Source organism: Rhodanobacter humi (genome assembly GCF_041107455.1).
Lineage (GTDB): Bacteria > Pseudomonadota > Gammaproteobacteria > Xanthomonadales > Rhodanobacteraceae > Rhodanobacter_A.
In genome coordinates, this window is sequence record NZ_JBGBPY010000001.1 from 603,699 (window position 1) to 626,869 (window position 23,171).

Sequence of the window (23,171 nt, forward strand, 5' to 3'; positions counted from 1 at the left end):
CGATGGGGCTTTTCGCGAAGAGCCGATCGCGCACAGGGTGCGCTCCTACGGGCAAGCGCGGATTATCGCATGCCGCCCTGCCCCTTGCCCCCGAACAGGCCGAACGCCACCAGCAGCAGCGCGCCCACGGTGATGCCGCAGTCGGCGAGATTGAACACCGGGTAGTGCCACTGGCCGAACTGCACATCGATGAAGTCGGTGACCTGGGCGGCGTGCAAGCGATCGATCAGGTTGCCGATCGCGCCGCCGATGATGAACGCCAGCGGCAGCGCCGTGCGCCAGTCGCGTCGCGGCGTGCGCGCGAGCCACATCACCAGCACCGCACTGATGACCAGTGCCAACACCACGAACAGCCAGCGCTGCCAGCCATCGCCCATGGCCAGGAAGCTGAAGGCCGCGCCGGGATTGAACGCCAGCGTCCAGTTGAGGAAACCGGGGATCACCGGGTGCGGCTGGCCGGCCGGCTGCAGCGCGGCCAGCGCCCACCACTTGCTGAGCTGGTCGAGGGCGATGACGAGGGCGGAAAGCAGCAGCCAGGGGAGTGCGTTGGGTTTGGTGGTCATGCGGAAACTCTGGAGGATGAATTCCCTTCTCCCACCGGGAGAAGGTGCCCCGAAGGGGCGGATGAGGGTACGGATTTGCAGGCAGCTACTCGCAAGTTCCGAACCCTCACCCCAACCCCTCTCCCGAAGGGAGAGGGGCTCAAGCACAAGCTTAGAACCAGCGGCGTGTCTCACCCGGCCCTTCCACATTGCTCACGCAGCGCCCACACAGTTCCGGGTGATCGGCGTGCTGGCCCACGTCGTCGCGGCGGTGCCAGCAGCGCACGCACTTGGCCGCCTCGCTGACCGTGGCCGAGACCCATACGTCAGCGCCTTCCAGCTCGGTGAGCACGGCGTCGTCCGGCTGGCCGCCGGCCTGGCCCAGGCGCACGTCGGACGTGATGAAGAAGAAGCGCAGCTCATCCATCGCCGGCGCGTAGCGCGCCACCGTGGCCTCGTCGGCGTGGATCGCCAGCTTCGCCTCCAGCGCGGCGCCGATCTGCCCGTCCTTGCGCATGCCTTCGAGCACGCGCGCGGCGGCGTCGCGGATCGCCAGCAGGTCACTCCACCAGCGGCGCTGTTCCAGCGAGGCTTGCGTGGCGGCCAGGCCGTCGTACCAGGTTTCCAGCAGCACGCTCTCGCCGCGCCGACCGGGCAGCGCCTGCCAGATTTCCTCGGCGGTGAAGGCGAGGATCGGCGCCAGCCAGCGCACCAGCGCCTCGGCGATGCGGTACATCGCGCTCTGCGCGCTGCGCCGGCCGTGGCTGTCAGTCGGCATGGTGTAGAGGCGGTCCTTGGTGATGTCGAGGTACAGCGCGCCCATCTCGTTGGTGCAGAAGTTCTGCACGCGCGCCACCACCTCGGGGAAGTCGTAGCGCTCGTAAGCGGCGACCACCGCCTGCTGCACGTCGAACGCCTGCTGCACGGCCCACTGGTCCAGCGGCAGGCTGTCTTCCACCTTCACCAGATGCTTCGCCGGATCGAAGCCGTCGAGGTTGCCGAGCAGGAAGCGCGCGGTGTTGCGCAGGCGGCGGTAGCCGTCCGACACGCGCTTGAGGATCTCGTCGGAGACGCTCATCTCGTTGCGGTAGTCGGCCGAGGCCACCCACAGGCGCAGCACGTCGGCGCCCAACGTGTCCATCACCTTCTGCGGCGCCACCACGTTGCCCAGCGACTTGGACATCTTGCGGCCCGACGCATCCACGGTGAAACCATGGGTGAGCACGTCGTCGTAAGGCGCGCGGCCGTGGATCGCCGCCGAGGTGAGCAGCGAGGACTGGAACCAGCCGCGGTGCTGGTCGGAGCCTTCGAGGTACATCACCTTGTACTGCGACGCGCTGCCCTGCTGCAGCTCGGGACGCTGGCCGATCACGCCGAAGTGGGTGACGCCGGAGTCGAACCACACGTCGAGCACGTCGGTAACCTTGTCGTAATCCTTCGCCTGGTCGCCCAGCAAGTCGGCTGGATCGAGGTCGTACCACGCGTCGATGCCGCCCTGCTCCATGCGCTTGGCCACCTGCTCCATCAGCGCCACGGAATCGGGATGCGGCTCCTGCGTGGCCTTGTGCACGAACAGCGCGATCGGCACGCCCCAGGTGCGCTGGCGCGAGATGCACCAGTCCGGGCGGCCGGCCACCATGCCGGCGATGCGCTCCTCGCCCCAGCCCGGCACCCAGCGCACGTCCTTGATCGACTTCAGCGCGGTGGCGCGCAGGCCGGCCTGTTCCATGCCGATGAACCACTGCGGCGTGGCGCGGAAGATCACCGGCGTCTTGTGGCGCCAGCAGTTCGGGTAGCTGTGCTCGATCTTCGCGTGCGCCAGCAGCACGCCGCGCCCGCGCAGCAGCTCGACGATGGCGTCGTTGGCCTTCCAGATATGCATGCCGGCCAAGTCCAGCTCGCCGGCCTTTGGCGTGTCGTCGCGGTAGGTGCCACGCGCGCCGATGTAGTTGAGCAGGCCGATGCCGTGCTCGCGAGCGGCCACGAAATCCTCCACGCCGTGGTCGGGCGAGGTGTGCACCGCGCCGGTGCCGTCCTCGGCGCTGACGTGCTCGCCGAGGATCACCGGCACGATGCGGTCGTAGAACGGGTGGTGCAGCTGCGTGCCGTTGAGCGCTGCGCCCGTGGCATGGCCCAACACCCTGCTCCCCTCTCCCGCTTGCGGGAGAGGGGTTGGGGGAGAGGGTTGCTCGGTGGAACCGGAAAGCTGCGCTCTGCCTGTACCCTCTCCCGCCCTCCGGGCACCCTCTCCCGCAAGCGGGAGAGGGAAATAGCGCGCGATGGCCTTGTCGACCAGCGCACTGGCGATCACCAGCAGCACGCGCTTGCCATGGCGCGCCGGGCCTTCGACCAAGGCGTATTCGAGTTCCGCACCCAGCGCCACCGCCTGGCTTTCCGGCAGCGTCCACGGCGTGGTGGTCCAGATCGGCACGGCGACGATGGCGTCGCCCGCGTCCACGCCGAAGGCCGCGGCCAGCGCGTTGCCGTCCACCGCATCGTAGGCCACATCCACCGCCGGCGAGACCTTGTCGCCGTATTCGATCTCCGCCTCGGCCAGCGCCGAGCCGCAGTCGAAGCACCAGTACACCGGTTTGGCGCCGCGCACCACGTGGCTGTTGGCGACGATGCGCGACAGCGCGCGCACCATGTCGGCCTCGTACTTGAAGTCCATCGTGCGGTACGGGTTTTCCCAGTCGCCCAGCACGCCCAGGCGCTTGAAGCCGGCGCGCTGGGTGTCGATCTGCTCGGCGGCGTATTCGCGGCACTTCTGGCGGAACGCGCGCGCGTCGAGCTTCTCGCCCGGCTTGCCGTGCTGCTTTTCCACCGCGATCTCGATCGGCAGGCCGTGGCAGTCCCAGCCCGGCACATAGGGTGCGCGATGGCCGGCGAGCAGCTTCGAGCGCACCACCATGTCCTTGAGGATCTTGTTGACCGCGTGGCCGATGTGGATCGCGCCGTTCGCATAGGGCGGGCCGTCGTGCAGCACGAAGGCCTTGTCGCGGCCGGCGGTCTTCGCCTGGATCTGCGCGTAGCGGCCCACCTGCTCCCACTCGGCCAGCCAGTCCGGCTCGCGCCTGGGCAGGTCGCCGCGCATCGGGAAGTCCGTCTGCGGCAGGTTGATCGTGCTCTTGTAATCCGTGCTCATCGGGTGCCTCGGTGGTTTCGCCCCGAAGCCGCCCGGCCCGGAGCGCAGTTGTACCGCCCACCGCGCGCGGCGGCAGGCGCACGCGCTGCGGGCGGATGCCTTAAATAATAATGACGATGGCCGCAGGCGCGGGAACGCGCTCACGGCAGGAAATCAGCTTGGGCTTTTCGCGGTACGTCATGCGCGGGCCAGTACGGGATTCATGCCCAGGATCTCCCGGGCCGAACGCGCATCATGATCCATCTGCGCCTTCAGTGCATCCAGATCGTGGAATTTCTGCTCGTCGCGCAGCTTGGCCACGAACTCCACCGCCATGCGCCGGCCGTAGAGGTCGCCCTCGAAATCGAACAGGTGCACTTCCAGCAGCGGCTCGCTGACCTGGTTCACCGTGGGCCGCACGCCCAGGCTGGCCACGCCCGGCCAGCTGCATTCGCTTTCGCCCAGACCCACGCGTACCGCGAAGATGCCCTGCACCGGACTGACCCGCTTGCGCAGGTGGATGTTCGCGGTGGGGAAACCCAGCGTGCGGCCCAGCTGGTTGCCGTATTCCACCTTGCCCTCGATCACGAATGGACGGCCGAGCAGCGTGGCTGCCCCGGCGAATTCGCCGGACGCCAGCAGCAGGCGCACGCGGCTGGCGGAGACGCGTGCGCCATCCAGCAGGATGGCCGGCATCACGCAGCCGGCAAAACCGGCCTTTTCGCCCAGCTCGCGCAACAAGGCCACGTCGCCGCCACGCTTGTGGCCGAAGCGGAAGTCCGCGCCTACCCATACCTCCCTGACAGCCAGGCGCTCGACCAATACGCGCTGCACGAAATCCTGGGCGGACATCGCTGCCAACTCGGCGTTGAAGCGCAACATGTGCACCTGCTCGAAACCCGCCGCCGCAAGGCCGAGCAGCTTCTCGCGCGCGCTGGAAAGGCGGGGCAGCGGCTCGGATGAGAAATAGGTGCGCGGCAGCGGCTCGAACGTCACCACCGCCGGTGCGCAGCCCAGGGATCGCGCGCGGCGCTGCACTTGCGCGAACAAGGCCTGGTGCCCCCGATGCAGGCCATCGAACGCGCCGATGGCCACCACGCTGCCGTTGGGCGCCAGGCAGGGGCCTGCGATATCGCGGGAAAGTTTCGTCATCGCGAAAGTATATCGGGCAAGCATTCGCACGCGAATGCCGGAGAAGCAGGCCGTTGCGAAACGTGCGGCCACGGATGGCCGCTGCTTGATCTTCGCGATCAGGGATGATCGCAATCACACAGGACGCCGGTCGGGATTCATCCCGACAGCATGGGGAGTGTCGGGCTGAAGCCCGACCTACACCGCCCGCAAGTCCTTCAGGCGCAGACCCGCCGCAAGCAGCGTCGCGACATATGCCGCCCCGCCCGCGGCCACCAGCACGGCAAGGCGCCAGACCCGGGTGAAAGTGGCGGCGTGGTCCCAGTCCGGCCACAGCCAGCGCCCGAGCAGCAGCACCGCCATCATCGCGACGCAGGCCAGCACCAGCCGCAGCCAGTGGCGCAGCCAACCCGGCTGGCGTTCGTACACGCCGGCGCGCTTCAGCCAGTGCCACAGCAGCACGAAGTTGAGGTAGCTGGACAGCGTGCTGGCGATACCCAGCGCCAGGTGCAGGCCCGGCACCTGCGCAATGCCGGACAGCCAGCTCTCCTGGCGCACCGCGGCCGGCGCCCACAGCTCGAACAGCAACGCGATGAACAGGAAGTTGCCCAGCATGTTCACCACCAGCGCCGCCACGCCGGCGCGCACCGGGGTCCTGGTGTCCTGGCGCGAATAGAACGCGGGCAGCAGCACCTTCACCAGCGCAAACGCCGGCAGGCCGCAACTCAAGGCCAGGATCGACAGCACGGACATGCGCGTGTCGAACGCGTTGAAGCGGCCATGCTGGAACAGCGTGGCCACGATCGGCTCGGACAGCAGCAGCAGCGCGCACATCGCGGGCACCGAGATCAGCAGGGTGAGCCGCAGGCCCCAGTCCAGCGCCCGCGAGAAACCTTCGCGATCCGTGTTCACGTGATGCCGCGACAGCGAGGGCAGCACCACCGCGCCCAGCGCCACGCCGAACACGCCCAGCGGGAGTTCGAGGAAGCGGGTGGACAGCGACAGCCAGCTCTGCGAACCGGTGACCAGCAGCGAGGCGATCACGGTATCCAGCAGCAGGTTGATCTGCGCCACCGAGGAACCGAACAGGGTCGGCACCATCAGCCGGAGAATGCGCTTGACCTCGGGATGACCCCAGCCCCAGCGCGGCCACACCAGCAGGTCCAGCCGGCGCAGCGCCGGCAGCAGGAACAGCAACTGCAGCACACCCGCCACCAGCACCGCCCAGCCCATCGCCATGATCGGCACGGCCAGGCGCTTCGACAGCCACAGCGCGCCAACGATCATGCAGATGTTGAGGATCACCGGCGCCAGCGCCGGCAACGCGAAGCGATGGAAACTGTTCAGCGCGCCCGCCGCCAGCGCGGTCAGCGACACGCACAGCAGAAACGGAAAGGTCAGCCTGAGCAGGTCGATGGTGAGGTCGAACTTGTGCGGCTGATCCAGCGCGCCCGGCTCGAACACCGTGGCCACCTGCGGCGCGAAGATCAGCCCCAGCGCGGTGATGACCAGCAGCACCGCGCCCAGCGTGCCGGACACGCGCGCCATCAGCTCCTTCAGGTCCTCGTGCGTGCCCTTCTCCTTCACCTCGGTGAACACCGGCACGAAGGCGGTGGAGAACGAGCCCTCGGCGAACAGCCGGCGCATGAAGTTGGGGATGCGGAACGCCACCCAGAACGCGTCGGTGACCGCATTGGCGCCGAACACCACGTTCAGCGACATGTCCCGGACCAGGCCGAGCACGCGCGACACCATCGTCATGCTGCTGAACGAGAGCAGCCCGCGGAACATGCTGGGGGACTTCATCCGGTGGAGAATCCTGGATCGGGCGCAAAAGGCGGGCAACGGGCGCACAGTCTGCCAGCCGGCGCGGGCAAGATCACTGGCGGATCATGGCCGAATCCGGGCAGCGCGACGGGCAGGCGCCATTTCGGCGCGGCCTAAATGCTTGACGCATGGGCGAATCGCCCGCATAATTCGCCTCTTTCTCCACCCTGCAACCCGCGATTCGGGAGTTCTACCTTGGCCAACATCAAGTCCGCGAAGAAGCGTGCGCGCCAGTCCGAGCAGCGCCGCCTGCGCAACATCAGCGCCCGTTCCATGGTGCGTACCGCGCTGAAGAAGGTCGTCAAGGCCATCGAGGCCAAGGACAAGGCCGGCGCCGTCGAAGCCTTCACCGCCGCCCAGCCGGTAATGGATCGCTACGCCGCCCGCGGCCTGATCCACAAGAACAAGGCCGCCCGCCACAAGAGCCGCCTGAACGCGAAGATCCGCGAACTGGCGTAAGCCGCTCGCAGCGCGCGTCACGAAAAAGCCGGCCTTGGCCGGCTTTTTCGCGTTGAGGAATCGCGGCTGAAGCCGCTCCTACGCGCGCCCCTGCCATGTGTAGGAGCGGCTTCAGCCGCGACCACGCAAGCCCGTCACCGGCAAGCGTCGATCGCCTGCCCCAGCCGCTCCACGCCCACCACTTCAAGTTCACCCACGCGACCGGACTTCGGCGCGTTCGCCTTCGGCACGATGGCGCGGCGGAAGCCATGGTGCGCGGCCTCCTTCAGGCGCTCCTCGCCGTTCGGCACCGGGCGGATCTCGCCGGACAGGCCCACTTCGCCGAAGGCCACGGTTTTTTCCGGCAACGGCCGGTCGCGCAGCGAGGAGAGCACCGCCAACAGCGCCGGCAGGTCCGCCGCGGTCTCCTGCACGCGGATGCCGCCCACCACGTTGATGAACACGTCCTGGTCGTAGGCGGCCACGCCGCCGTGCCGGTGCAGCACCGCCAGCAGCATCGCCAGGCGGTTCTGCTCCAGGCCCAGTGCCACGCGACGCGGATTGCCAAGACTTGACTGATCCACCAGCGCCTGCACCTCGACCAGCAGCGGCCGCGTACCCTCGCGGGTCACCATCACCGCGCTGCCCGGCGTGGGACCGGCGTGCGCGGAGAGGAAGATCGCGGACGGGTTCGGCACCTCGCGCAAGCCCTTGTCGCCCATCGCGAACACGCCCAGCTCGTTGACTGCGCCGAAGCGGTTCTTGAACGCGCGCAGCACGCGGAAGCGACTGCCCGATTCGCCCTCGAAATACAGCACCGCGTCCACCATGTGCTCCAGCACGCGCGGGCCGGCGATGCCGCCCTCCTTGGTGACGTGGCCGACCAGGAACACGGACGTGCCGGTTTCCTTGGCGAAGCGCGTGAGTCGCGCCGCCGACTCGCGCACCTGCGACACCGAACCCGGGGCGGCGGTGAGCAGTTCCGTCCAGATCGTCTGGATCGAATCGATCACCAGCACGCGCGGCTTCACCACCGCCGCCTGTTCGAGGATGCGCTCGATGCAGGTCTCGGCCAGCGCCTGCAGCGGTTCCAGCGGCAGGCCCAGGCGCTGCGCACGCGAAGCCACCTGGGCCAGCGATTCCTCGCCGGTGACGTAGACGCTGGGCAGTTGCACGCCCAGCGTGCCCAGCATCTGCAGCAGCAGGGTGGACTTGCCGATGCCCGGGTCGCCGCCCACCAGCACCACCGAGCCCTCGACCAGGCCGCCGCCCAGCACGCGATCCAGCTCGCCGATGCCGGTGAGCGTGCGCGCCTCGGCGGTCAGCGCCACTGCGGTCAACGGCATCACCTGACTGGCGCCCGCGGCCTTGCCCGCGTAACCGCCGCGCGCCGCGCCCGCCGATTTCACCGCCGGCTGCAGCACGATCTCGGACAGCGTGTTCCACGCCCCGCACTCCGCACACGAGCCCTGCCACTTCGGGTGCTCGGCGCCGCAGTCGGTGCAGACGTAAGCGGTCTTGGCCTTGGCCATGGAGAGTTCCGCTCCTTGTGAATAGTGCGGCCAAGGATGGCCGCTTTTTGATCTTCGCGCTCATGGATGAGCGCAAAAGTAATGAATAGTGCGGTCATGGATGACCGCCTCTTGATCTTCACACTCAGGGACGAGTGCAAAAAGTGACGAATAGTGCGGCCATGGATGGCCGCTTCTTGACCTTCGCGCTCATGAATGAGCGCAAAAGCGATGCAAGACAAGCCTAGCCGACTCGCATCGCAGGCGACGAGACGACAAGGCCGGCGTAACGCGTCAGCCTTCGTCCTCGACGAACAGCACGCGGCGGGTCATGCCACAGGTGAGGTCATAGGCAATCGTGCCGGCATGGGCCGCCACGGTTTCCACCGGCAGGCCGTCGCCCCACAGGGTGATGCGGTCGCCCACCCGCGCCTGCGGTGCCTCGCGCAGGTCCAGCGTGATCAGGTCCATCGAGACGCGGCCGACCAGCGGCACGCGGGCATCGCCCACCTGCACCGGCGTGCCGCTGGCCGCGCTGCGCGGGTAGCCGTCGCCGTAGCCGATCGCGGCCACGCCCACCGGCATGTCCTCGGGACAGGTCCAGGTGCCGTTGTAGCCGATGCGCTCGCCCTTGCCGATGCGGTTGATCGCGATCAGCCGCGTGGACAGCGTCATTGCGGGACGGAAACCGAAATCGGCGCCGCTCTTGCCGTCCACCACCGACAGTCCATACAGCAGGCCACCCGTGCGCACCCAGTCGGCACGTGCCTCCGGCCAGCCCAGCACGGCGGCCGAGTTGGACAGCGAGCGTGGCCCGCCCAGGCCTCGGGTCGCTTCGTTGAAGCGTGCGATCTGTGCACGCGTGACGTCGCCGCCGAACACCTCCGATTCGGCGAAATGCGTGAGCAGGCCGATTTCTGGAGCGATGCCCGGCATCGCGGTAAGCCGCGCATGCACCGCGGGCACCTGGTCGGGCGCGAAGCCCAACCGATGCATGCCGCTGTCGATCTTCAGCCACACGCGCAGGCGCCCGCGCCTTGCGCCGGCCTCGGACAGCCAGGCCAGTTGCGACTCGTGGTGGATTGCGGCGTCCAATTCCAGCCGCTGCATCTCGGCGATGTCGCCTGGCTGGTCGGGGCCGGACAGCACCACGATGCGCTGGCGATGCCCTGCCGCGCGCAGGCGCAGGCCGTCGCCCAGCGCTGCCACCGCGAAGCATTCGGCATCCGCGTCCAGCGCACGCGCGACGCGCTCCAGCCCGTGGCCGTAGGCATCGGCCTTGACCACCGCCATCACCCTCGCCGGCGCGGTCATGGCCTGGATGCGGGCGAGGTTGTGGCGCAGGGCGCCGAGATGGATGGTGGCGACGGTGGTGCGGCTCATGCGTGGCGCGCGACTACTCGAACCCGCCCACGAACGAGTCGGCGGCGTAGTTCTCGAACTTGGTGTAGTGGCCGAGGAAGGTCAGCTTGACGGTGTCGGTGGGGCCGTTGCGCTGCTTGCCGATGATGATCTCGGCGAGACCCTTGTCCGCCGATTCCTTGTTGTAGTACTCGTCGCGGTAGATGAACATGATCACGTCGGCGTCCTGCTCGATGGCGCCCGACTCGCGCAGGTCGGACATCATCGGGCGCTTGTCGGCGCGCTGTTCCAGCGAGCGGTTCAACTGCGAGAGGGCGATCACGGGCACGTTCAGCTCCTTGGCGAGTCCCTTCAGTGAACGCGAGATTTCTGAAATCTCGGTGGCGCGATTCTCCTTGTTGCCGGGCACCTGCATCAGCTGCAGGTAGTCGATCACGATCAGGCCCAGGCCGCCGTGTTCGCGGTGCAGGCGGCGCGCGCGCGAGCGCAATTCCACCGGCGACAGGCCCGGCGTGTCATCGATGAAGATCTTCGCCTCGGACAGGATCGCGATGGCATTGGAGACGCGCGGCCAGTCCTCCTCGGCGAGGTCGCCGTTGCGCAGGTGCTGCTGGTGGATGCGGCCCACCGAGGAGATCAGGCGGAACGCCAGCTGCGAGGCGGACATTTCCATCGAGAACACCGCTACCGCCTTCTTCGCGCGCAGCGCGGCGCTCTCGGCGATGTTCAGCGCGAACGCGGTCTTGCCCATCGAGGGGCGCGCGGCCACGATGATGAGATCGGAGGGCTGCAGGCCCGAAGTGAGGTTGTCGAGGTCGCTGAAACCGCTGGTGATGCCGGTGAGCTGGCCCTTGTTCTGGTAGCGCTCGGTGAGCAGGCGGAACGCGTCCTTCACCGCCTCGCGCATGGAGACGGAATCCTTCTTGCCGCGCGCGCCGGATTCGGCGATGTGGAACACGCGCTGCTCGGCGCTCTCCAGCACCTCGTGCACGCTCTTGCCCTCGGGGCGGTAGCCGTCCTCGGTGATCGAGGTGCCGGCGTCGATCAGCTGGCGCAGCACGGACTTCTCGCGCACGATCTCCGCATACGCAGCTATGTTTGCGGCACTCGGCGTGCCGTTCGCCAGCTCGATCAGGTAGCCGGCGCCACCGATCATCTCGCCCAGGCCGTTCGCCTCGAACCAGTCGCCCAAGGTCACCGCGTCGCAGGGCATGCCCTTGTTCGCCAGCTCGTTGATCGCGCGCCAGATCAGGCGGTGGTCGCGGCGATAGAAATCCTCCTCGCCGAGGCGGTCGGCCACCTTGTCCAGCGCGTCGGGCGCCAGCATCAGGCCGCCCAGCACCGCCTGCTCGGCGTCGATCGAATGCGGCGGCACGCGCAACGCCTCGATGGCCGGCGACGAAGGCTTGCGATCGGGCACGAAGGACATCGGGTTACCTCGGGAAGATGGAGCTGCCGCCGCCGGCGCGCCGACGCGGACAAGAACAGCATGATGCGCGGCGGCGTCTCACCCGTCGAGACAACAACTCTGTGGATAAGCTGGGGAAAGCGGGGGATAAAAAGCCGGGGTTCGGACTGCGCAGACAGGATGCCAGAGCGAACATCGGCGTAACCGATGGCCTGCAGGGCAGGCCGTAGGAGCAGCATGTCATTCGGTATTGGGGATACGGAAGAGCGCTCCCACTCCCCCCCCATTTCCCCCAAGCGGCACTTGGGAGGAGAGGGAAAAAACCGCCCGGCCCCAAAACGAACGGGCGCCCGAAGGCGCCCGCTCGCAAAACACGCGGCAGCGAATTACTTCTTCTCGCCGACCACGATCACCTTGACGCTGGTCTGCACGTCGGCGTGCAGGTGGATCGCCACCTCGAACTCGCCGGTGTTGCGCAGCGGGCCTTCGCCCAGGATCACTTCGCCCTTGTGGATGTCGTGACCGATCGCCTGCAGCGCCTCGGCGATGTCGCGCGGACCCACCGAGCCGTACAGCTTGCCCTCGGGGCTGGCGTGCGCCTCGATCGTCACCGACACCTCGGCCAGCTTCGCCTGGCGGGCCTCGGCCTCGCTCAGCGAACTCTTGGCGCGGGCTTCGTACTCGGCGCGGCGCTGCTCGAACGCAGCCAGGTTGGCGGCGTTCACGCGCACGGCCTTGCCCTGCGGGATCAGGAAGTTGCGGCCGTAACCCGGCTTCACGCTGACCTTGTCACCGAGGTCGCCGAGGTTGCGGACTTTCTGCAGAAGGATGAGTTCCATGGGTATTCCTTTTCGTTAGCGCCGAAATGGCAGGCGCAGCCGTGGACGGGTGTCCGAAGGGTTCCGCTCCCCCACCCTTGCGGGCGAGGGAGCGAAGGCACGATCAAACGTCGTGGTTGTCGGTGTACGGCAGCAGCGAGAGGAAGCGCGCGCGCTTGATCGCTGTCGCCAGCTGGCGCTGGTAGCGCGCCTTGGTGCCGGTGATGCGGCTGGGCACGATCTTGCCGTTCTCGGTGACGTACTGGCGCAGGGTGTTGAGATCCTTGTAGTCGATCTCCTTCACCTTCTCCGCAGTGAAACGACAGAATTTGCGGCGGCGGAAAAACTTGGACATGGTCTGTGCTCCTCTCAGTCGTCGCTGTCGCGGTCGTTGCCACGGCTGTCGCCGTCGCCATCGCTGTCGTCGTCACGGCGGCGCGACGAACGGGCGTCGTCCTTTTCCTTGCTCTTGAGGATGAAGGACGGCTCGGTGTCGGCGGCGTCACGCTTGATGACGAGGTGGCGCAGCACCGCGTCGTTGAAGCGGAAGCCCGACTCCAGCTCGTTCAGCGCGTTCTGGCCGACTTCGATGTTCAGCAGCACGTAGTGCGCCTTGGCCAGGTTGACGATCGGGTAGGCCAGCTGACGGCGACCCCAGTCTTCCAGACGGTGGATCTTGCCGCCGTCGGTCTCGATCAGCGCCTTGTAGCGCTCGATCATCGCCGGGACCTGCTCGCTCTGGTCAGGGTGGACCAGAAACACGACTTCGTAATGTCGCAGGGACATCGTGGTTCGACTCCTTGTGGATGCGGCCGAAATGGCCTCGCAGCCTCCCGCCGGATGCGGTGAGGCAAGTGTCCGTCACACCCCTTGCAGGGCGGACAGAAGCGGAATTGTACGCGAAGCGCGGAATGCCGCGCAAGTAACTGAATTTGAAGAGTGCGGCCATGGATGGCCGCCCATTTGACCTTCGCGCTCACGGACGAGCGCACGGGTACCGCACGCCGCTCTCAGCCCACCGTGAAACTCTCGCCACAGCCGCACTCGCCGGTGGCGTTGGGGTTGTGGAACACGAAGCTGGCGTTGAGGCCCTGGCGCTGGAAGTCGATCACGGTGCCGTCCACCAGCGGCAGGCTCTTGTCGTCCACCACCAGCGGCACGCCGTCGACGCTGACCAGCCGGTCGCCTTCGCCCACCGACTGGGCCAGATCCACCACGTAGCCGAAACCGGAGCAGCCGGTGCGCTTCACGCCGAAGCGCACGCCGGCAGCACCCGGCGTCTGCGCGAGAAACTGGTGCATGCGTTCGCTGGCGGCAGGAGTGATCGTGATGGTCATGGCAGGCGGGTTTCGTGCAAAAGCGGGAATCGCGCACGCCGGAAAGGTCGCGACGCGGGCAAGGCCTACATTATCATGCCGGTTTGTCCACGCGCTCCACGGGACGCGCGTTCCAGCGATCCATGCGCCCGAGATGCGGCGCACCCACGGGAGTTTCAATCCATGACGGCGGTCCGCCCCACGGCATGCAGTGTGAAGCAGGCACTTTCCGGCAAGCTCGCCGCAGGCAGCCCGGTGACCGTGCGCGGCTGGGTGCGCACCCGCCGCGACTCCAAGGCGAGGCTCTCCTTCGTGGCCGTCAGCGACGGCTCCTGCTTCGACCCGATCCAGGCCGTGGTGCCGGCCACCCTGGCGAACTACGAGTCCGAGGTGAAGCACCTCACCGCCGGCGCCGGCGTGATCGTCTCGGGCACGCTGGTGCCCTCGCAGGGCAAGGGCCAGGCCTTCGAGATCCAGGCCGATGCGGTCGAGGTCACCGGCTTCGTGGACGACCCGGAAACCTACCCGATCCAGCCCAAGCAGCATTCGATGGAGTTCCTGCGCGAGGTGGCCCACCTGCGCCCGCGCACCAACCTGTTCGGCGCGGTGACCCGCGTGCGCCACACCATGATGACGGCGATCCACCGCCATCTCACCGAACAGGGCTTCTTCTGGATCAACACGCCGATCATCACGACCTCCGATGCGGAAGGCGCCGGCGACATGTTCCGGCTCTCCACGCTGGATCTCGCCAACCTGCCGCGCGACGACAAGGGCAAGATCGACTTCCGCAAGGATTTCTTCGGCCGCGAGGCCTTCCTCACCGTGTCCGGCCAGCTCAACGTGGAGGCTTACTGCCTCGCGATGAGCAAGGTCTACACCTTCGGCCCCACCTTCCGCGCCGAGAACTCCAACACCCCGCGCCACCTGGCCGAGTTCTGGATGGTGGAGCCGGAGATCGCGTTCGCCGACCTCGCCGCCAACGCCGACTGCGCCGAGGCCTTCCTCAAGGCGATCTTCAAGGCCGTGCTGGAGGAGCGCTCGGACGACATGGCGTTCTTCGCCGAGCGCGTACAGCCCGACGCGATCAGCCGGCTGGAAACCTTCATCGCCCAGCCGTTCGAGCGCATCGACTACACCGAGGCGGTGGCGATCCTGCAGAAATCCGGGCAGAAGTTCGAATATCCGGTGGCCTGGGGCATCGACCTGCAGACCGAGCACGAGCGCTACCTTGCCGAGAAACATATCGGCCGCCCGGTGGTCGTAATGAACTACCCCGAGGCGATCAAGGCCTTCTACATGCGCCTCAACGACGACGAAAAGACCGTGGCGGCGATGGACGTGCTGGCGCCGGGCATCGGCGAGATCATCGGCGGCAGCCAGCGCGAGGAACGCCTGGACTACCTCGACCGCCGCATGGCGAAGTTCGGCCTCGACCCCGTGACCTATGGCTGGTACCGCGACCTGCGCCGCTATGGCACGGTGCCGCATGCCGGCTTCGGCCTCGGCTTCGAGCGCCTGCTGGTCTATATCTGCGGCCTGTCCAACATTCGCGATGCCATCCCCTATCCGCGCGCGGCGGGGACGGCCGAATTCTGAGTACTGCCCATGACGCATCGGTTCCCCACCCTGGCCCTCGCCCTTGCCGCCACCCTGCTGCTGGCCGGCTGCCACACCGTGAAGGATCTGGTGCCGACGACCCTGGTGCCGCCGAACCTGCGCGCGCCGGAGAACACCGACGACCCGCTCAAGCAGGCACAGCAGCGCCTGCTCGATGCCACGCCGTGCTGCACCAGCTTCGCCGACTTCTCCTACCAGAACCTGCTGCCGTGGCAGCCGCAGCCGTTCACCCTGGGCAGCGGCAGCAGCGTGGCCAACCTCGCCGGCACGCACAGCTACTTCCTCGCGTTCCGCCTGCCCGAAGGCGCCAAGCTGCCCTACCGCGTGGCGTTCAAGTCCGAATTGAACGGCCGCTGGCTGAAGTCCAGCTACCTGTTCGCGCCCACCGTGGTGATGCTGGACAGCGGCTTCCAGCCGATCGGTTCCAGCGCCGACATCTCGCTGTGCGAACACATGGGCTGGAGCGACGCGGCCTCCGGCGCGTTCGGCAGCTACACCGTCGACAATCCGCTGGCGCGCTACCTGCTGGTCTACAGCTCGGCGGCACAACAGACCGGCAAGACCTATTGGGAGCAGTCCCCCGCGGCGTTCAACAGCAAGGCCACGCTGGACATGAACTCCAGCGGCAGCTTCAGCGTGCCGCACGGGCCGGACGGCACGATCTGGGTGGGCATGATGGACAACACCTACGCCAAGGCCGTGGACAACGCGATCTGCAAGAAGCCGCAGGAAGGCGACGGTGTGCTGAACACCTTGCGCACCGCCCTGCCGCTGCCATGGAACAGCAACACCAGCAGCACCGGCCCGAACAGTACCGGCACCAGCGCCGGCGGCAGTACCACCAAGGCCAAGGGCAGCTGACGTGCTGGCCATCTACCTGGGCCTGCTGACCGCCGGCGTCGCCCTGTTCGTGCTCTCCTACGTGGCGCCGTTCCGGGTGGCCGCGCTGATGCGCCAGCGCCATCCGCAGCACTGGCAGGTGGTGACGGAGGGCACCGACGGCAAGCTCGGCGCGCTGCGCACCTGGATGCGCATGCAATACGTGCTGCGCTCGCCCGCCCTGCCCCTGCTGGACGACCGCGACATCAACCGCTGGCGCGGCATCTGGCGCTACAGCCAGTGGCTGGGCTGGCTGTGCTGGCTCGCCGCGCTGGCGATGCGCCTGCGCTGGGGCTGATCCGCACCTTTCGAAACCCCACGGGAGCACGCCCATGCGACTGCAACTCGACGGCCGCCATGCCCTTGTCTGCGGCGCCTCGCAAGGCATCGGCCGCGCCAGTGCGATCGAACTGGCGCAACTCGGTGCCAGCGTCACCGTGCTGGCGCGCCGCGCCGAGGCACTGGAAGCGCTGGTCGCCGAACTGCCGCGCACGCACGCGGCGCAGCGCCACGACTGCCTCGCCGTGGACGTCGCCGACGCCGCCGCGCTGCGCGAGCATGCCGAGGCGCTGGTCGCCGCCGCACCGGTGCACATCCTTGTCAACAACAGCGGCGGTCCGCCGCCCGGCAGCGTGCTCGACGCCACGCCGGACGATTTCCTCGCCGCCTGGCGCCAGCACCTGCTGGCCAACCACACGCTGGCGCAGGTCGTGGTGCCGGACATGCGCGCGGCCGGCTGGGGCCGCATCGTCAACGTGATCTCCACCTCGGTGCGCGAGCCGATCCCCGGCATCGGCGTGTCCAACACCACGCGCGGCGCGGTGGCCAGCTGGGCCAAGACCCTGGCCGGCGAGCTGGCGCCGTTCGGCATCACCGTCAACAACGTGCTGCCCGGTGCCACCCGCACGCCGCGCATCGAGCAGATCGTCGCCGCGCGCGCGCAGAAGACCGGCAAGCCGCCGGCCGAGGTGCAGCAGGCAATGGAGGCCGAGGTGCCGATGCGCCGCTTCGCCGACCCTGCGGAAATCGCCGCCGCGGTGGCCTTCCTCGCCTCGCCCGCCGCCAGCTACATCACCGGGGTCAGCCTGCCGGTGGATGGCGGGCGGCTGCGCTCCTTGTAAGCGGGCGTACGCTCGCGTCCGGTGCAATCGCGGGCCTCGCAGCGTAAGCTTGCGCGGATGCCCATCACGCGCCTCGCCAACCTGATCGACGGCCGCCTCGTGCCGCCACGCGCCGATCACTGGCTTGATGTGTTCGAACCCGCTACCGGCGAAGTCTTCGCCGAATGCCCCAACTCGAATGCCGCCGACATCGCCGCCGCGACCGATGCCGCGCAACGCGCCGCGCCGGGCTGGGCCGCCATGCCGGTCGAGCAGCGCGCGCGCCTGCTGCAGCGCCTCGCCGACCTGGTCGAAGCCCGGCTCGACGCATTCGCCGCCTTGGAATCGCGCGACAGCGGCAAGCCGGTGGCGCTGGCACGCCGCGTGGACATCCCGCGTGCGGTGAGTAACCTGCGCTTCTTCGCTGCCGCCGTCACGGCGTGGGGCAGCGAGTCGCACGCGATGGCGCTGGGTCCATCGGATCAGGGCGCGATCAATTACACGCTGCGCCAGCCGCTGGGCGTGGTGGGCTGCATCAGCCCGTGGAACCTGCCGCTGTACCTGTTCACCTGGAAGATCGCGCCCGCGCTGGCCGCGGGCAACGCGGTGGTGGCCAAGCCCTCCGAGATCACGCCCTGCACCGCCGCCCTGCTCGGCGAACTGGCGATCGAGGCCGGTCTGCCGCCCGGCGTGCTGAACATCGTGCATGGCCGCGGGCCCACGGTGGGCCAGGCCATCGTCGAGCATTCCGCGGTGAAAGCGGTGTCCTTCACCGGCAGCACCGCCACCGGCGCGCACATCGCCGCGGCTGCCGCCGCGCAATTCAAGAAGGTGTCGCTGGAAATGGGCGGCAAGAACCCGGCGATCGTGTTCGCCGACGCCGACCTTTCCGACGAAAACCTCGACACCCTCGTGCGCTCGGGCTTCGCCAACCAGGGCGAGATCTGCCTGTGCGGTTCGCGCCTGCTGGTGCAGCGATCCATCTACGACGGCTTCCGCGAGCGTTATCTCGAGCGCGTGCGCGCACTGCGCGTGGGCGACCCGAACGACGACGCCAGCGAGCTCGGCGCACTGGTCTCGAAAGCGCATCACGACAAGGTGCTGGCCTGCCTCGCACAGGCGCGTGCCGAAGGCGGCCGCGTGCTCTGCGGCGGCGAGGCGGTGATCGTGCCCGGTCGTTGCGAACGCGGCTGGTTCGTGGCGCCCACGGTGATCGATGGCCTGCCGGACGTGGCCGCCACCAACCAGCAGGAAATCTTCGGCCCGGTGGTGACGCTGATCCCGTTCGAGGACGAGGCCGAGGCGCTGGCCATCGCCAACGGCACCGGTTACGGCCTGGCCGCCTCGCTGTGGACGCGCGACCTGTCGCGCGCCCACCGGCTCTCCGCGCAACTGGATTTCGGCATCGTGTGGGTCAACTGCTGGATGCTGCGCGACCTGCGCACGCCGTTCGGCGGCGTGAAGCATTCCGGCGTCGGCCGCGAGGGCGGCGTCGAGGCGCTGCGCTTCTTCACCGAGCCGAAGAACATCTGCATTCGCTACTGAAGGACACCGATGAATTCGATCAAAGACCTGCTGGCCAACAACCGGCGCTGGGCCACCGAAACCACCGCCAAAGAGCCGGACTTCTTCGAGAAGCTCGCGAGCCAGCAGTCGCCGAAATACCTGTGGATCGGCTGCTCCGATTCGCGAGTGCCGGCCACCCAGATCGTGGACCTGCCGCCCGGCGAGATCTTCGTCCACCGCAACGTGGCGAACGTGGTGGTGCACACCGACCTCAACGCGCTCAGCACCATCCAGTTCGCGGTGGACGTGCTCAAGGTGAAGCACATCCTGGTGGTCGGCCACTACGGCTGCGGCGGCGTGGGCGCGGTGCTGAAGGAATCGCGCCTCGGCCTGATCGACAACTGGCTCCGCCACATCGGCGACATCGCGCTCAAGCACCCCGACAAGCTCGATCCGGCCATCGAATTTGCGGTGCGCCACGCGCGCCTGTGCGAGTTGAACGCGATCGAGCAGGCGCTCAACGTTTGCCATACCACCGTGGTGCGCGAGGCTTGGGAGCGCGGTCAGCCGCTGGCCGTGCATGCCTGGATCTACGGCCTGGACAACGGCCACATCACCGACCTAGGCCTCGACGTGCGCGGCCACGAACAACTACCTGCCGCCTATGAAGGTGTGCTGGCCAGCCTCACCGGGCGTTGGAGCGCCGCGGCATGAGCGACGTCGTGCGCACCGACGCGGCGCCGGCGCCGGTGGGCGCCTACCCGCACGCGCGACGGGTGGGCCACCTGCTGTTCCTGTCCGGCGTCGGCCCGCGCCAGCCGGGCACGAACGCCATCCCCGGCAACGTGCACGACGCCGACGGCAAGCTGGTCGCCTACGACATCGAGGCGCAGTGCCGCCAGGTGTTCGCGAACGTGCGCGCGGTGCTGGAAGCGAGCGGCGCGCGCTGGGAGGACCTGGTCGACGTCACCGTGTTCCTCACCGACATGGCGCGCGACTTCGCCGCCTACAACAAGCTGTACGCCGAGTGCTTCGCCGGCGTGGACGCCTGCCGCACCACGCTGGGCATCACCGCGTTGCCCACGCCGATCGCGATCGAGTTGAAGTGCATGGCCGTGGTTGGTGTCGGCAATCATCCCTGATCGCGAGGATCAAACGGGCGGCCATCCTTGGCCGCACTTTTCAAGAGCTCTTTCAACCATCCCGATCATAAAAAAAACCCGCCGGCGTACCGGCGGGTTTTTCGTGATACCGGGAATCCCGGCGATCAGCCAGCCGTGGAGGCCGAAGCGGCTTCTGACTTCTTGGCGGCCTTCTTGTGGCTCTTGTGATGCTTGCTGGACTTGTGGTGGCTGGCGGTCTTGTGCTCGGAGGTCATGGCGTGCTCGGCGGCAGGGGCCTCGGTCTGCGGAGCCGCGGCCGGAGCAGCCTGCTGGGCAGCAGCCGGAGCCGCCGCCGGAGCGGCCTGCTGGGCCAGCACGGACCCGGAAAGGGCCACACCCGCGACAAGCAGAGAAGCAATGGCAAGCTTACGGATCATGATGGTGCGCCTCAATGTAATTGTTGTATCGCGAACCCGGCCGGAACCCGGCACCACGGGTGGCGCGACGGGGGCCACAATAGCAGCACGCCGGACGTACCGGCACTGAACGAGATACACATTTTGCGGAATGCATCGACTACGGATATCCGGGCTTCAGCTTGGTGACGATGCGTATAACAAACCGGTCCCACGCGGCCTGCCGGCACCGGTTCGCAAGCCGTGCGGGCGACGCCGGCACGCGACCGGAACGGGAGCCGGCGCAGGCCCGGCAACGGCGTCGTCAGAGGCCAAAACGCGCCGGCGCGTAGGGCAGCGGATCGAGCACCGGCGTGGTGCCGCCGAGCTGCGCGGCGACCAGCTCGCCGGTGGCGGCCGACATGCTCACCCCCAGCATGCCGTGCGCCGTGGCCAGGTGCAGGTTGGACCAGCGCGTGCTGGGACCGATGATCGGCACCTCGTCCACGCTCATCGGCCGCCAGCCCCACCATTCCTCCAGCTGCCGCGGACCCTCCGGCTCGTGCAATCCGGCGGCCGCGCCGCGGCGCAGCGCGTCGAGGCGGGCGCGGTTGAGGCCTTCGGCGTAGCCGGAAAACTCCATCGTGCTGCCCAGCCGGTAGCCGCTGGCCCAAGTGGTGACGCAGACCTGCGCCTCGCGCAGCACCAGCGCGTGACGCGGGGCACGGGCGGGACGCGTGTAGGTGATCGAATAACCCTTGCCCGGCTGCATCGGCAGGCGCAGGCCCAGCGTGCGGGCCAGCAGCGGCGACCAGGCGCCCAGCGCCAGCAGCACGCGCCCGCCCGCGAATGCGCCGCGCGAGGTACGCACTTGCGTGATGCGCCGGCCGTCGACATCGAAACCCTCGATGCGCGCGCCGCTCTCGATCACGCCACCCAGCTCGCGCACGCGCCGCACCAGTTCGGCTACGTAGCGGTCCGGCCGCAGCCGCGCATCGCCGGGATGGAACAGGCCGCCGACCACGCCGGGCTTCAGCGCCGGCTCCATTGCCTCCACCGCGTCGCCACGCAGGCGTCGCACCTCGACGCCGAGGCGGTCGAGCACGGTGGCGTGGTGGCGCTCGTCGGCCGCCATCACCGGCACGCTGCGATAGACGTAAAGCTCGCCCTCCTCGGCGAATTCGCAGTCCAGCGCCTCGTCGCGCACCAGCTCGCCCAGCAGTCGGCGCGAGCGCTGCAGGATCGCCGAACGCGCCGTGGCGGCGCGATGGAAATCCGCCCAGTTGCAGTGCCGGGCGAAGCCCAGCAGCCAGCGCAGGCGCGGGCCGTCGAAACGGGGATTGAGGTAGAGCGGCGCGTCGGCGCGCAGCATCGAGCGCAAGGCCACGCCCAGCGTGCCTGGCATCGCCAGCGGCGCGGCATGGCTGGGCGTGATGGTGCCGCAGTTGCCGTGCGAGGCGCCGCAGCCGGGCGTGCCCTGTTCCAGCACGCGCACCGATGCTCCCTGGCGCAACAGGAACAACGCACAGGCAAGGCCGATCACCCCGCCGCCGAGTATCAATACATCCCCGCCCGTCGTATCCATCCGAGCATTGTAACCGCCTGCTGCGTCGCGTCATGCGCGCACCGCAGGCAACGTGCACCATGCGAGGCGCCTACTCCCCCAAGGCAACCACCATGCTGGCCAGACATGCCGTTCGTGCGAGCTTCATTGCCGCGCTGCTGGTTTGCGCCAGCGCCGCCGCGCAGTCGTTCGACCCTTCCTCGCTGAAACTGCTGCAGACCATGGAGCGCAAGCCGACCACGCTGGCGCGCTACCAGTACCTCGTCCAGAAAGTGCAGACACTCTCGCACGACGACCAACTGCTGGCGCTGCAGTTCATGGCCTTTTCGCAGGCCGAACTCGGCCTCTACGACCAGGCCGTGTTCGGCTTCCCGCTGAAGAACGCACTGCCGGACGGCTTCACGCTGCCGACGCCGACGGAGTGGAAATCGGCGGACGCAGTCGACGCCATCACCGCGCTCGCGGCGCAACGGCGCATCGTGATGGTCAACGAGGCGCACCACGACGGGCATACCCGGCAGCTCACGCTGGAACTGTTGCCGCGGCTGCGCGCGCTGGGCTTCACCTACTTCGCCGCCGAGGCGCTGGGCGACGACGATCCCGACCTGGCCAGGCGCGGCTATCCCGTGCGCAAGAGCGGCACGGAATACCTGCGCGACCCGATGTACGGCGACATCCTGCGCGAGGCGATCCGGCTGGGCTACACGATCGTCCCCTACGACAACGCGCTGGCCGGGGAGGCGCGCGAAGCCGCGCAAGCCGAGGCCTTGTACCGGAAGGTGTTCGCGAAAGACCCCAACGCACGGCTGTTCGTGCATGCCGGCTACGCCCATATCGACAAGGCACCAGGCCGTCTGGGCAAGTGGCAGCCGATGGCGATGCAACTGGAAAAGCTCACCGGGCTGGTGCCGCTCTCCATCGACCAGACCGACTTCCTCGAAACCGGCCTGGACAGCTCGGATGCCTACCACCGGCTCGCGCACGCATTCCCGTCCGACAAGCCCGAGATCCTGCTGAACCGCCAGACCGGCCAGCCGTGGAGTGCACGACCAGCGGCCTACGACATCAACGTGATCCTGCCGGCCACCCTCAGCATCGAGGCTTTCGGCAAATACAAATACGGCGGCCGGCTCAACTACGAACAGGTCGGCCTGCCGCACGTGATCGACACCAACGAAATGCAGCGGGCGGGCTGGCTCACGCTGGGCGGCAAGCGGCGCCCCTATGCGATCGACGCGGCACTGTGCCGAGGCACGATCCCCTGCGTGGTCGACGCGTACTACCTTGGCGAACCGAACGACGCCATCGCCGCCGACCGCTACGCCTTCATGGGTCCCACCGAAACGAGCAAGCTCTACCTGCGCCCCGGCGCCTATCGGCTGCGCGCCAGCGACGGCAATGACCGCACGCTGTCGGAAAGCACCATCAAGATAGCGCCGCCGTAAGGACGCTCTGATCAACCCCTTGCGCCAGAAAGATTACGGGCGTAGTCTTCAATGAGACTACGCCCGTAATCCTTTGCAGGTG

General features: G+C 68.0%; 22 protein-coding genes. 9 read left to right on the forward strand and 13 right to left on the reverse strand.

Translation table 11 applies throughout. The features are described from left to right. Positions 1 to 62 precede the first annotated feature (62 nt). From lspA to murJ, 4 genes are all read right to left on the reverse strand, one after another. A complete protein-coding gene (gene lspA / locus AB7878_RS02775) occupies positions 63 to 563 on the reverse strand; it encodes a signal peptidase II (RefSeq protein ID WP_369492891.1) in 501 nt (166 codons plus the stop codon). A 151-nt stretch (positions 564 to 714) separates the two neighbouring features. Beyond that, the gene (locus AB7878_RS02780; protein ID WP_369492892.1) at positions 715 to 3,687 is read right to left on the reverse strand and encodes an isoleucine--tRNA ligase; all 2,973 of its coding nucleotides are present in this window, start codon (positions 3,685 to 3,687) and stop codon (positions 715 to 717) included. 177 nt (positions 3,688 to 3,864) lie between these two features. Further along, positions 3,865 to 4,818, reverse strand: coding sequence for a bifunctional riboflavin kinase/FAD synthetase (locus AB7878_RS02785; protein ID WP_369492893.1), 954 nt, complete (start codon positions 4,816 to 4,818; stop codon positions 3,865 to 3,867). A 177-nt stretch (positions 4,819 to 4,995) separates the two neighbouring features. Beyond that, a complete protein-coding gene (murJ, locus tag AB7878_RS02790) occupies positions 4,996 to 6,588 on the reverse strand; it encodes a murein biosynthesis integral membrane protein MurJ (protein WP_369495708.1) in 1,593 nt (530 codons plus the stop codon). 231 nt (positions 6,589 to 6,819) lie between these two features. On the opposite strand from murJ, the gene rpsT reads away from it, so the two are divergent. Then, positions 6,820 to 7,083, forward strand: coding sequence for a 30S ribosomal protein S20 (rpsT, locus tag AB7878_RS02795; RefSeq protein WP_369492894.1), 264 nt, complete (start codon positions 6,820 to 6,822; stop codon positions 7,081 to 7,083). Positions 7,084 to 7,217: 134 nt separating this feature from the next. Here rpsT and radA read toward each other — a convergent pair whose 3' ends face one another. From radA to AB7878_RS02830, 7 genes are all read right to left on the reverse strand, one after another. Next, a complete protein-coding gene (gene radA / locus AB7878_RS02800) occupies positions 7,218 to 8,594 on the reverse strand; it encodes a DNA repair protein RadA (RefSeq protein WP_369492895.1) in 1,377 nt (458 codons plus the stop codon). A 273-nt stretch (positions 8,595 to 8,867) separates the two neighbouring features. Then, complete coding sequence (gene alr, locus AB7878_RS02805) at positions 8,868 to 9,956, reverse strand: alanine racemase (RefSeq protein ID WP_369492896.1); 1,089 nt, start codon at positions 9,954 to 9,956, stop codon at positions 8,868 to 8,870. A gap of 13 nt (positions 9,957 to 9,969) precedes the next feature. Continuing rightward, complete coding sequence (locus AB7878_RS02810; RefSeq protein ID WP_369492897.1) at positions 9,970 to 11,364, reverse strand: replicative DNA helicase; 1,395 nt, start codon at positions 11,362 to 11,364, stop codon at positions 9,970 to 9,972. Between the two features lie 365 nt (positions 11,365 to 11,729). Then, on the reverse strand, positions 11,730 to 12,182 hold the full coding sequence (gene rplI, locus AB7878_RS02815) for a 50S ribosomal protein L9 (RefSeq protein ID WP_369492898.1): 453 nt from the start codon (positions 12,180 to 12,182) through the stop codon (positions 11,730 to 11,732). Between the two features lie 103 nt (positions 12,183 to 12,285). Beyond that, on the reverse strand, positions 12,286 to 12,516 hold the full coding sequence (rpsR, locus tag AB7878_RS02820) for a 30S ribosomal protein S18 (RefSeq protein ID WP_077483437.1): 231 nt from the start codon (positions 12,514 to 12,516) through the stop codon (positions 12,286 to 12,288). Positions 12,517 to 12,530: 14 nt separating this feature from the next. Then, the gene (gene rpsF, locus AB7878_RS02825) at positions 12,531 to 12,947 is read right to left on the reverse strand and encodes a 30S ribosomal protein S6 (protein ID WP_077483438.1); all 417 of its coding nucleotides are present in this window, start codon (positions 12,945 to 12,947) and stop codon (positions 12,531 to 12,533) included. A gap of 224 nt (positions 12,948 to 13,171) precedes the next feature. After that, positions 13,172 to 13,498, reverse strand: coding sequence for a HesB/IscA family protein (locus AB7878_RS02830; RefSeq protein ID WP_369492899.1), 327 nt, complete (start codon positions 13,496 to 13,498; stop codon positions 13,172 to 13,174). Positions 13,499 to 13,660: 162 nt separating this feature from the next. On the opposite strand from AB7878_RS02830, the gene asnS reads away from it, so the two are divergent. From asnS to AB7878_RS02865, 7 genes are read left to right on the forward strand one after another with little or no spacing between them, the layout of a single operon-like run. Further along, a complete protein-coding gene (gene asnS / locus AB7878_RS02835; RefSeq protein WP_369492900.1) occupies positions 13,661 to 15,076 on the forward strand; it encodes an asparagine--tRNA ligase in 1,416 nt (471 codons plus the stop codon). 9 nt (positions 15,077 to 15,085) lie between these two features. Next, positions 15,086 to 15,958, forward strand: coding sequence for a MalM family protein (locus tag AB7878_RS02840; RefSeq protein WP_369492901.1), 873 nt, complete (start codon positions 15,086 to 15,088; stop codon positions 15,956 to 15,958). 1 nt (position 15,959) lies between these two features. Then, positions 15,960 to 16,274: a hypothetical protein gene (locus AB7878_RS02845; protein WP_369492902.1), complete on the forward strand. Its 315-nt coding sequence runs from the start codon at positions 15,960 to 15,962 to the stop codon at positions 16,272 to 16,274. A gap of 34 nt (positions 16,275 to 16,308) precedes the next feature. After that, a complete protein-coding gene (locus tag AB7878_RS02850; RefSeq protein ID WP_369492903.1) occupies positions 16,309 to 17,097 on the forward strand; it encodes an SDR family oxidoreductase in 789 nt (262 codons plus the stop codon). 57 nt (positions 17,098 to 17,154) lie between these two features. Then, positions 17,155 to 18,621 carry an aldehyde dehydrogenase gene (locus AB7878_RS02855; protein ID WP_369492904.1) on the forward strand — a complete coding sequence of 489 codons (1,467 nt, stop codon included), beginning with the start codon at positions 17,155 to 17,157 and terminating at the stop codon, positions 18,619 to 18,621. Between the two features lie 9 nt (positions 18,622 to 18,630). Continuing rightward, entirely contained in the window at positions 18,631 to 19,296 is a 666-nt protein-coding gene (gene can, locus AB7878_RS02860) for a carbonate dehydratase (protein WP_369492905.1), read from the forward strand. Next, the gene (locus tag AB7878_RS02865; protein ID WP_369492906.1) at positions 19,293 to 19,724 is read left to right on the forward strand and encodes a RidA family protein; all 432 of its coding nucleotides are present in this window, start codon (positions 19,293 to 19,295) and stop codon (positions 19,722 to 19,724) included. The genes can and AB7878_RS02865 overlap by 4 nt, the downstream gene beginning before the upstream one ends. Positions 19,725 to 19,849: 125 nt before the next feature. Here AB7878_RS02865 and AB7878_RS02870 read toward each other — a convergent pair whose 3' ends face one another. Next, on the reverse strand, positions 19,850 to 20,122 hold the full coding sequence (locus AB7878_RS02870) for a hypothetical protein (protein WP_369492907.1): 273 nt from the start codon (positions 20,120 to 20,122) through the stop codon (positions 19,850 to 19,852). Between the two features lie 283 nt (positions 20,123 to 20,405). Further along, entirely contained in the window at positions 20,406 to 21,665 is a 1,260-nt protein-coding gene (locus tag AB7878_RS02875) for an NAD(P)/FAD-dependent oxidoreductase (RefSeq protein WP_369492908.1), read from the reverse strand. 92 nt (positions 21,666 to 21,757) lie between these two features. Between AB7878_RS02875 and AB7878_RS02880 the strand changes: the two genes are divergently transcribed. Then, the gene (locus AB7878_RS02880; RefSeq protein WP_369492909.1) at positions 21,758 to 23,089 is read left to right on the forward strand and encodes a hypothetical protein; all 1,332 of its coding nucleotides are present in this window, start codon (positions 21,758 to 21,760) and stop codon (positions 23,087 to 23,089) included. The last annotated feature ends 82 nt before the right edge of the window (positions 23,090 to 23,171 follow it).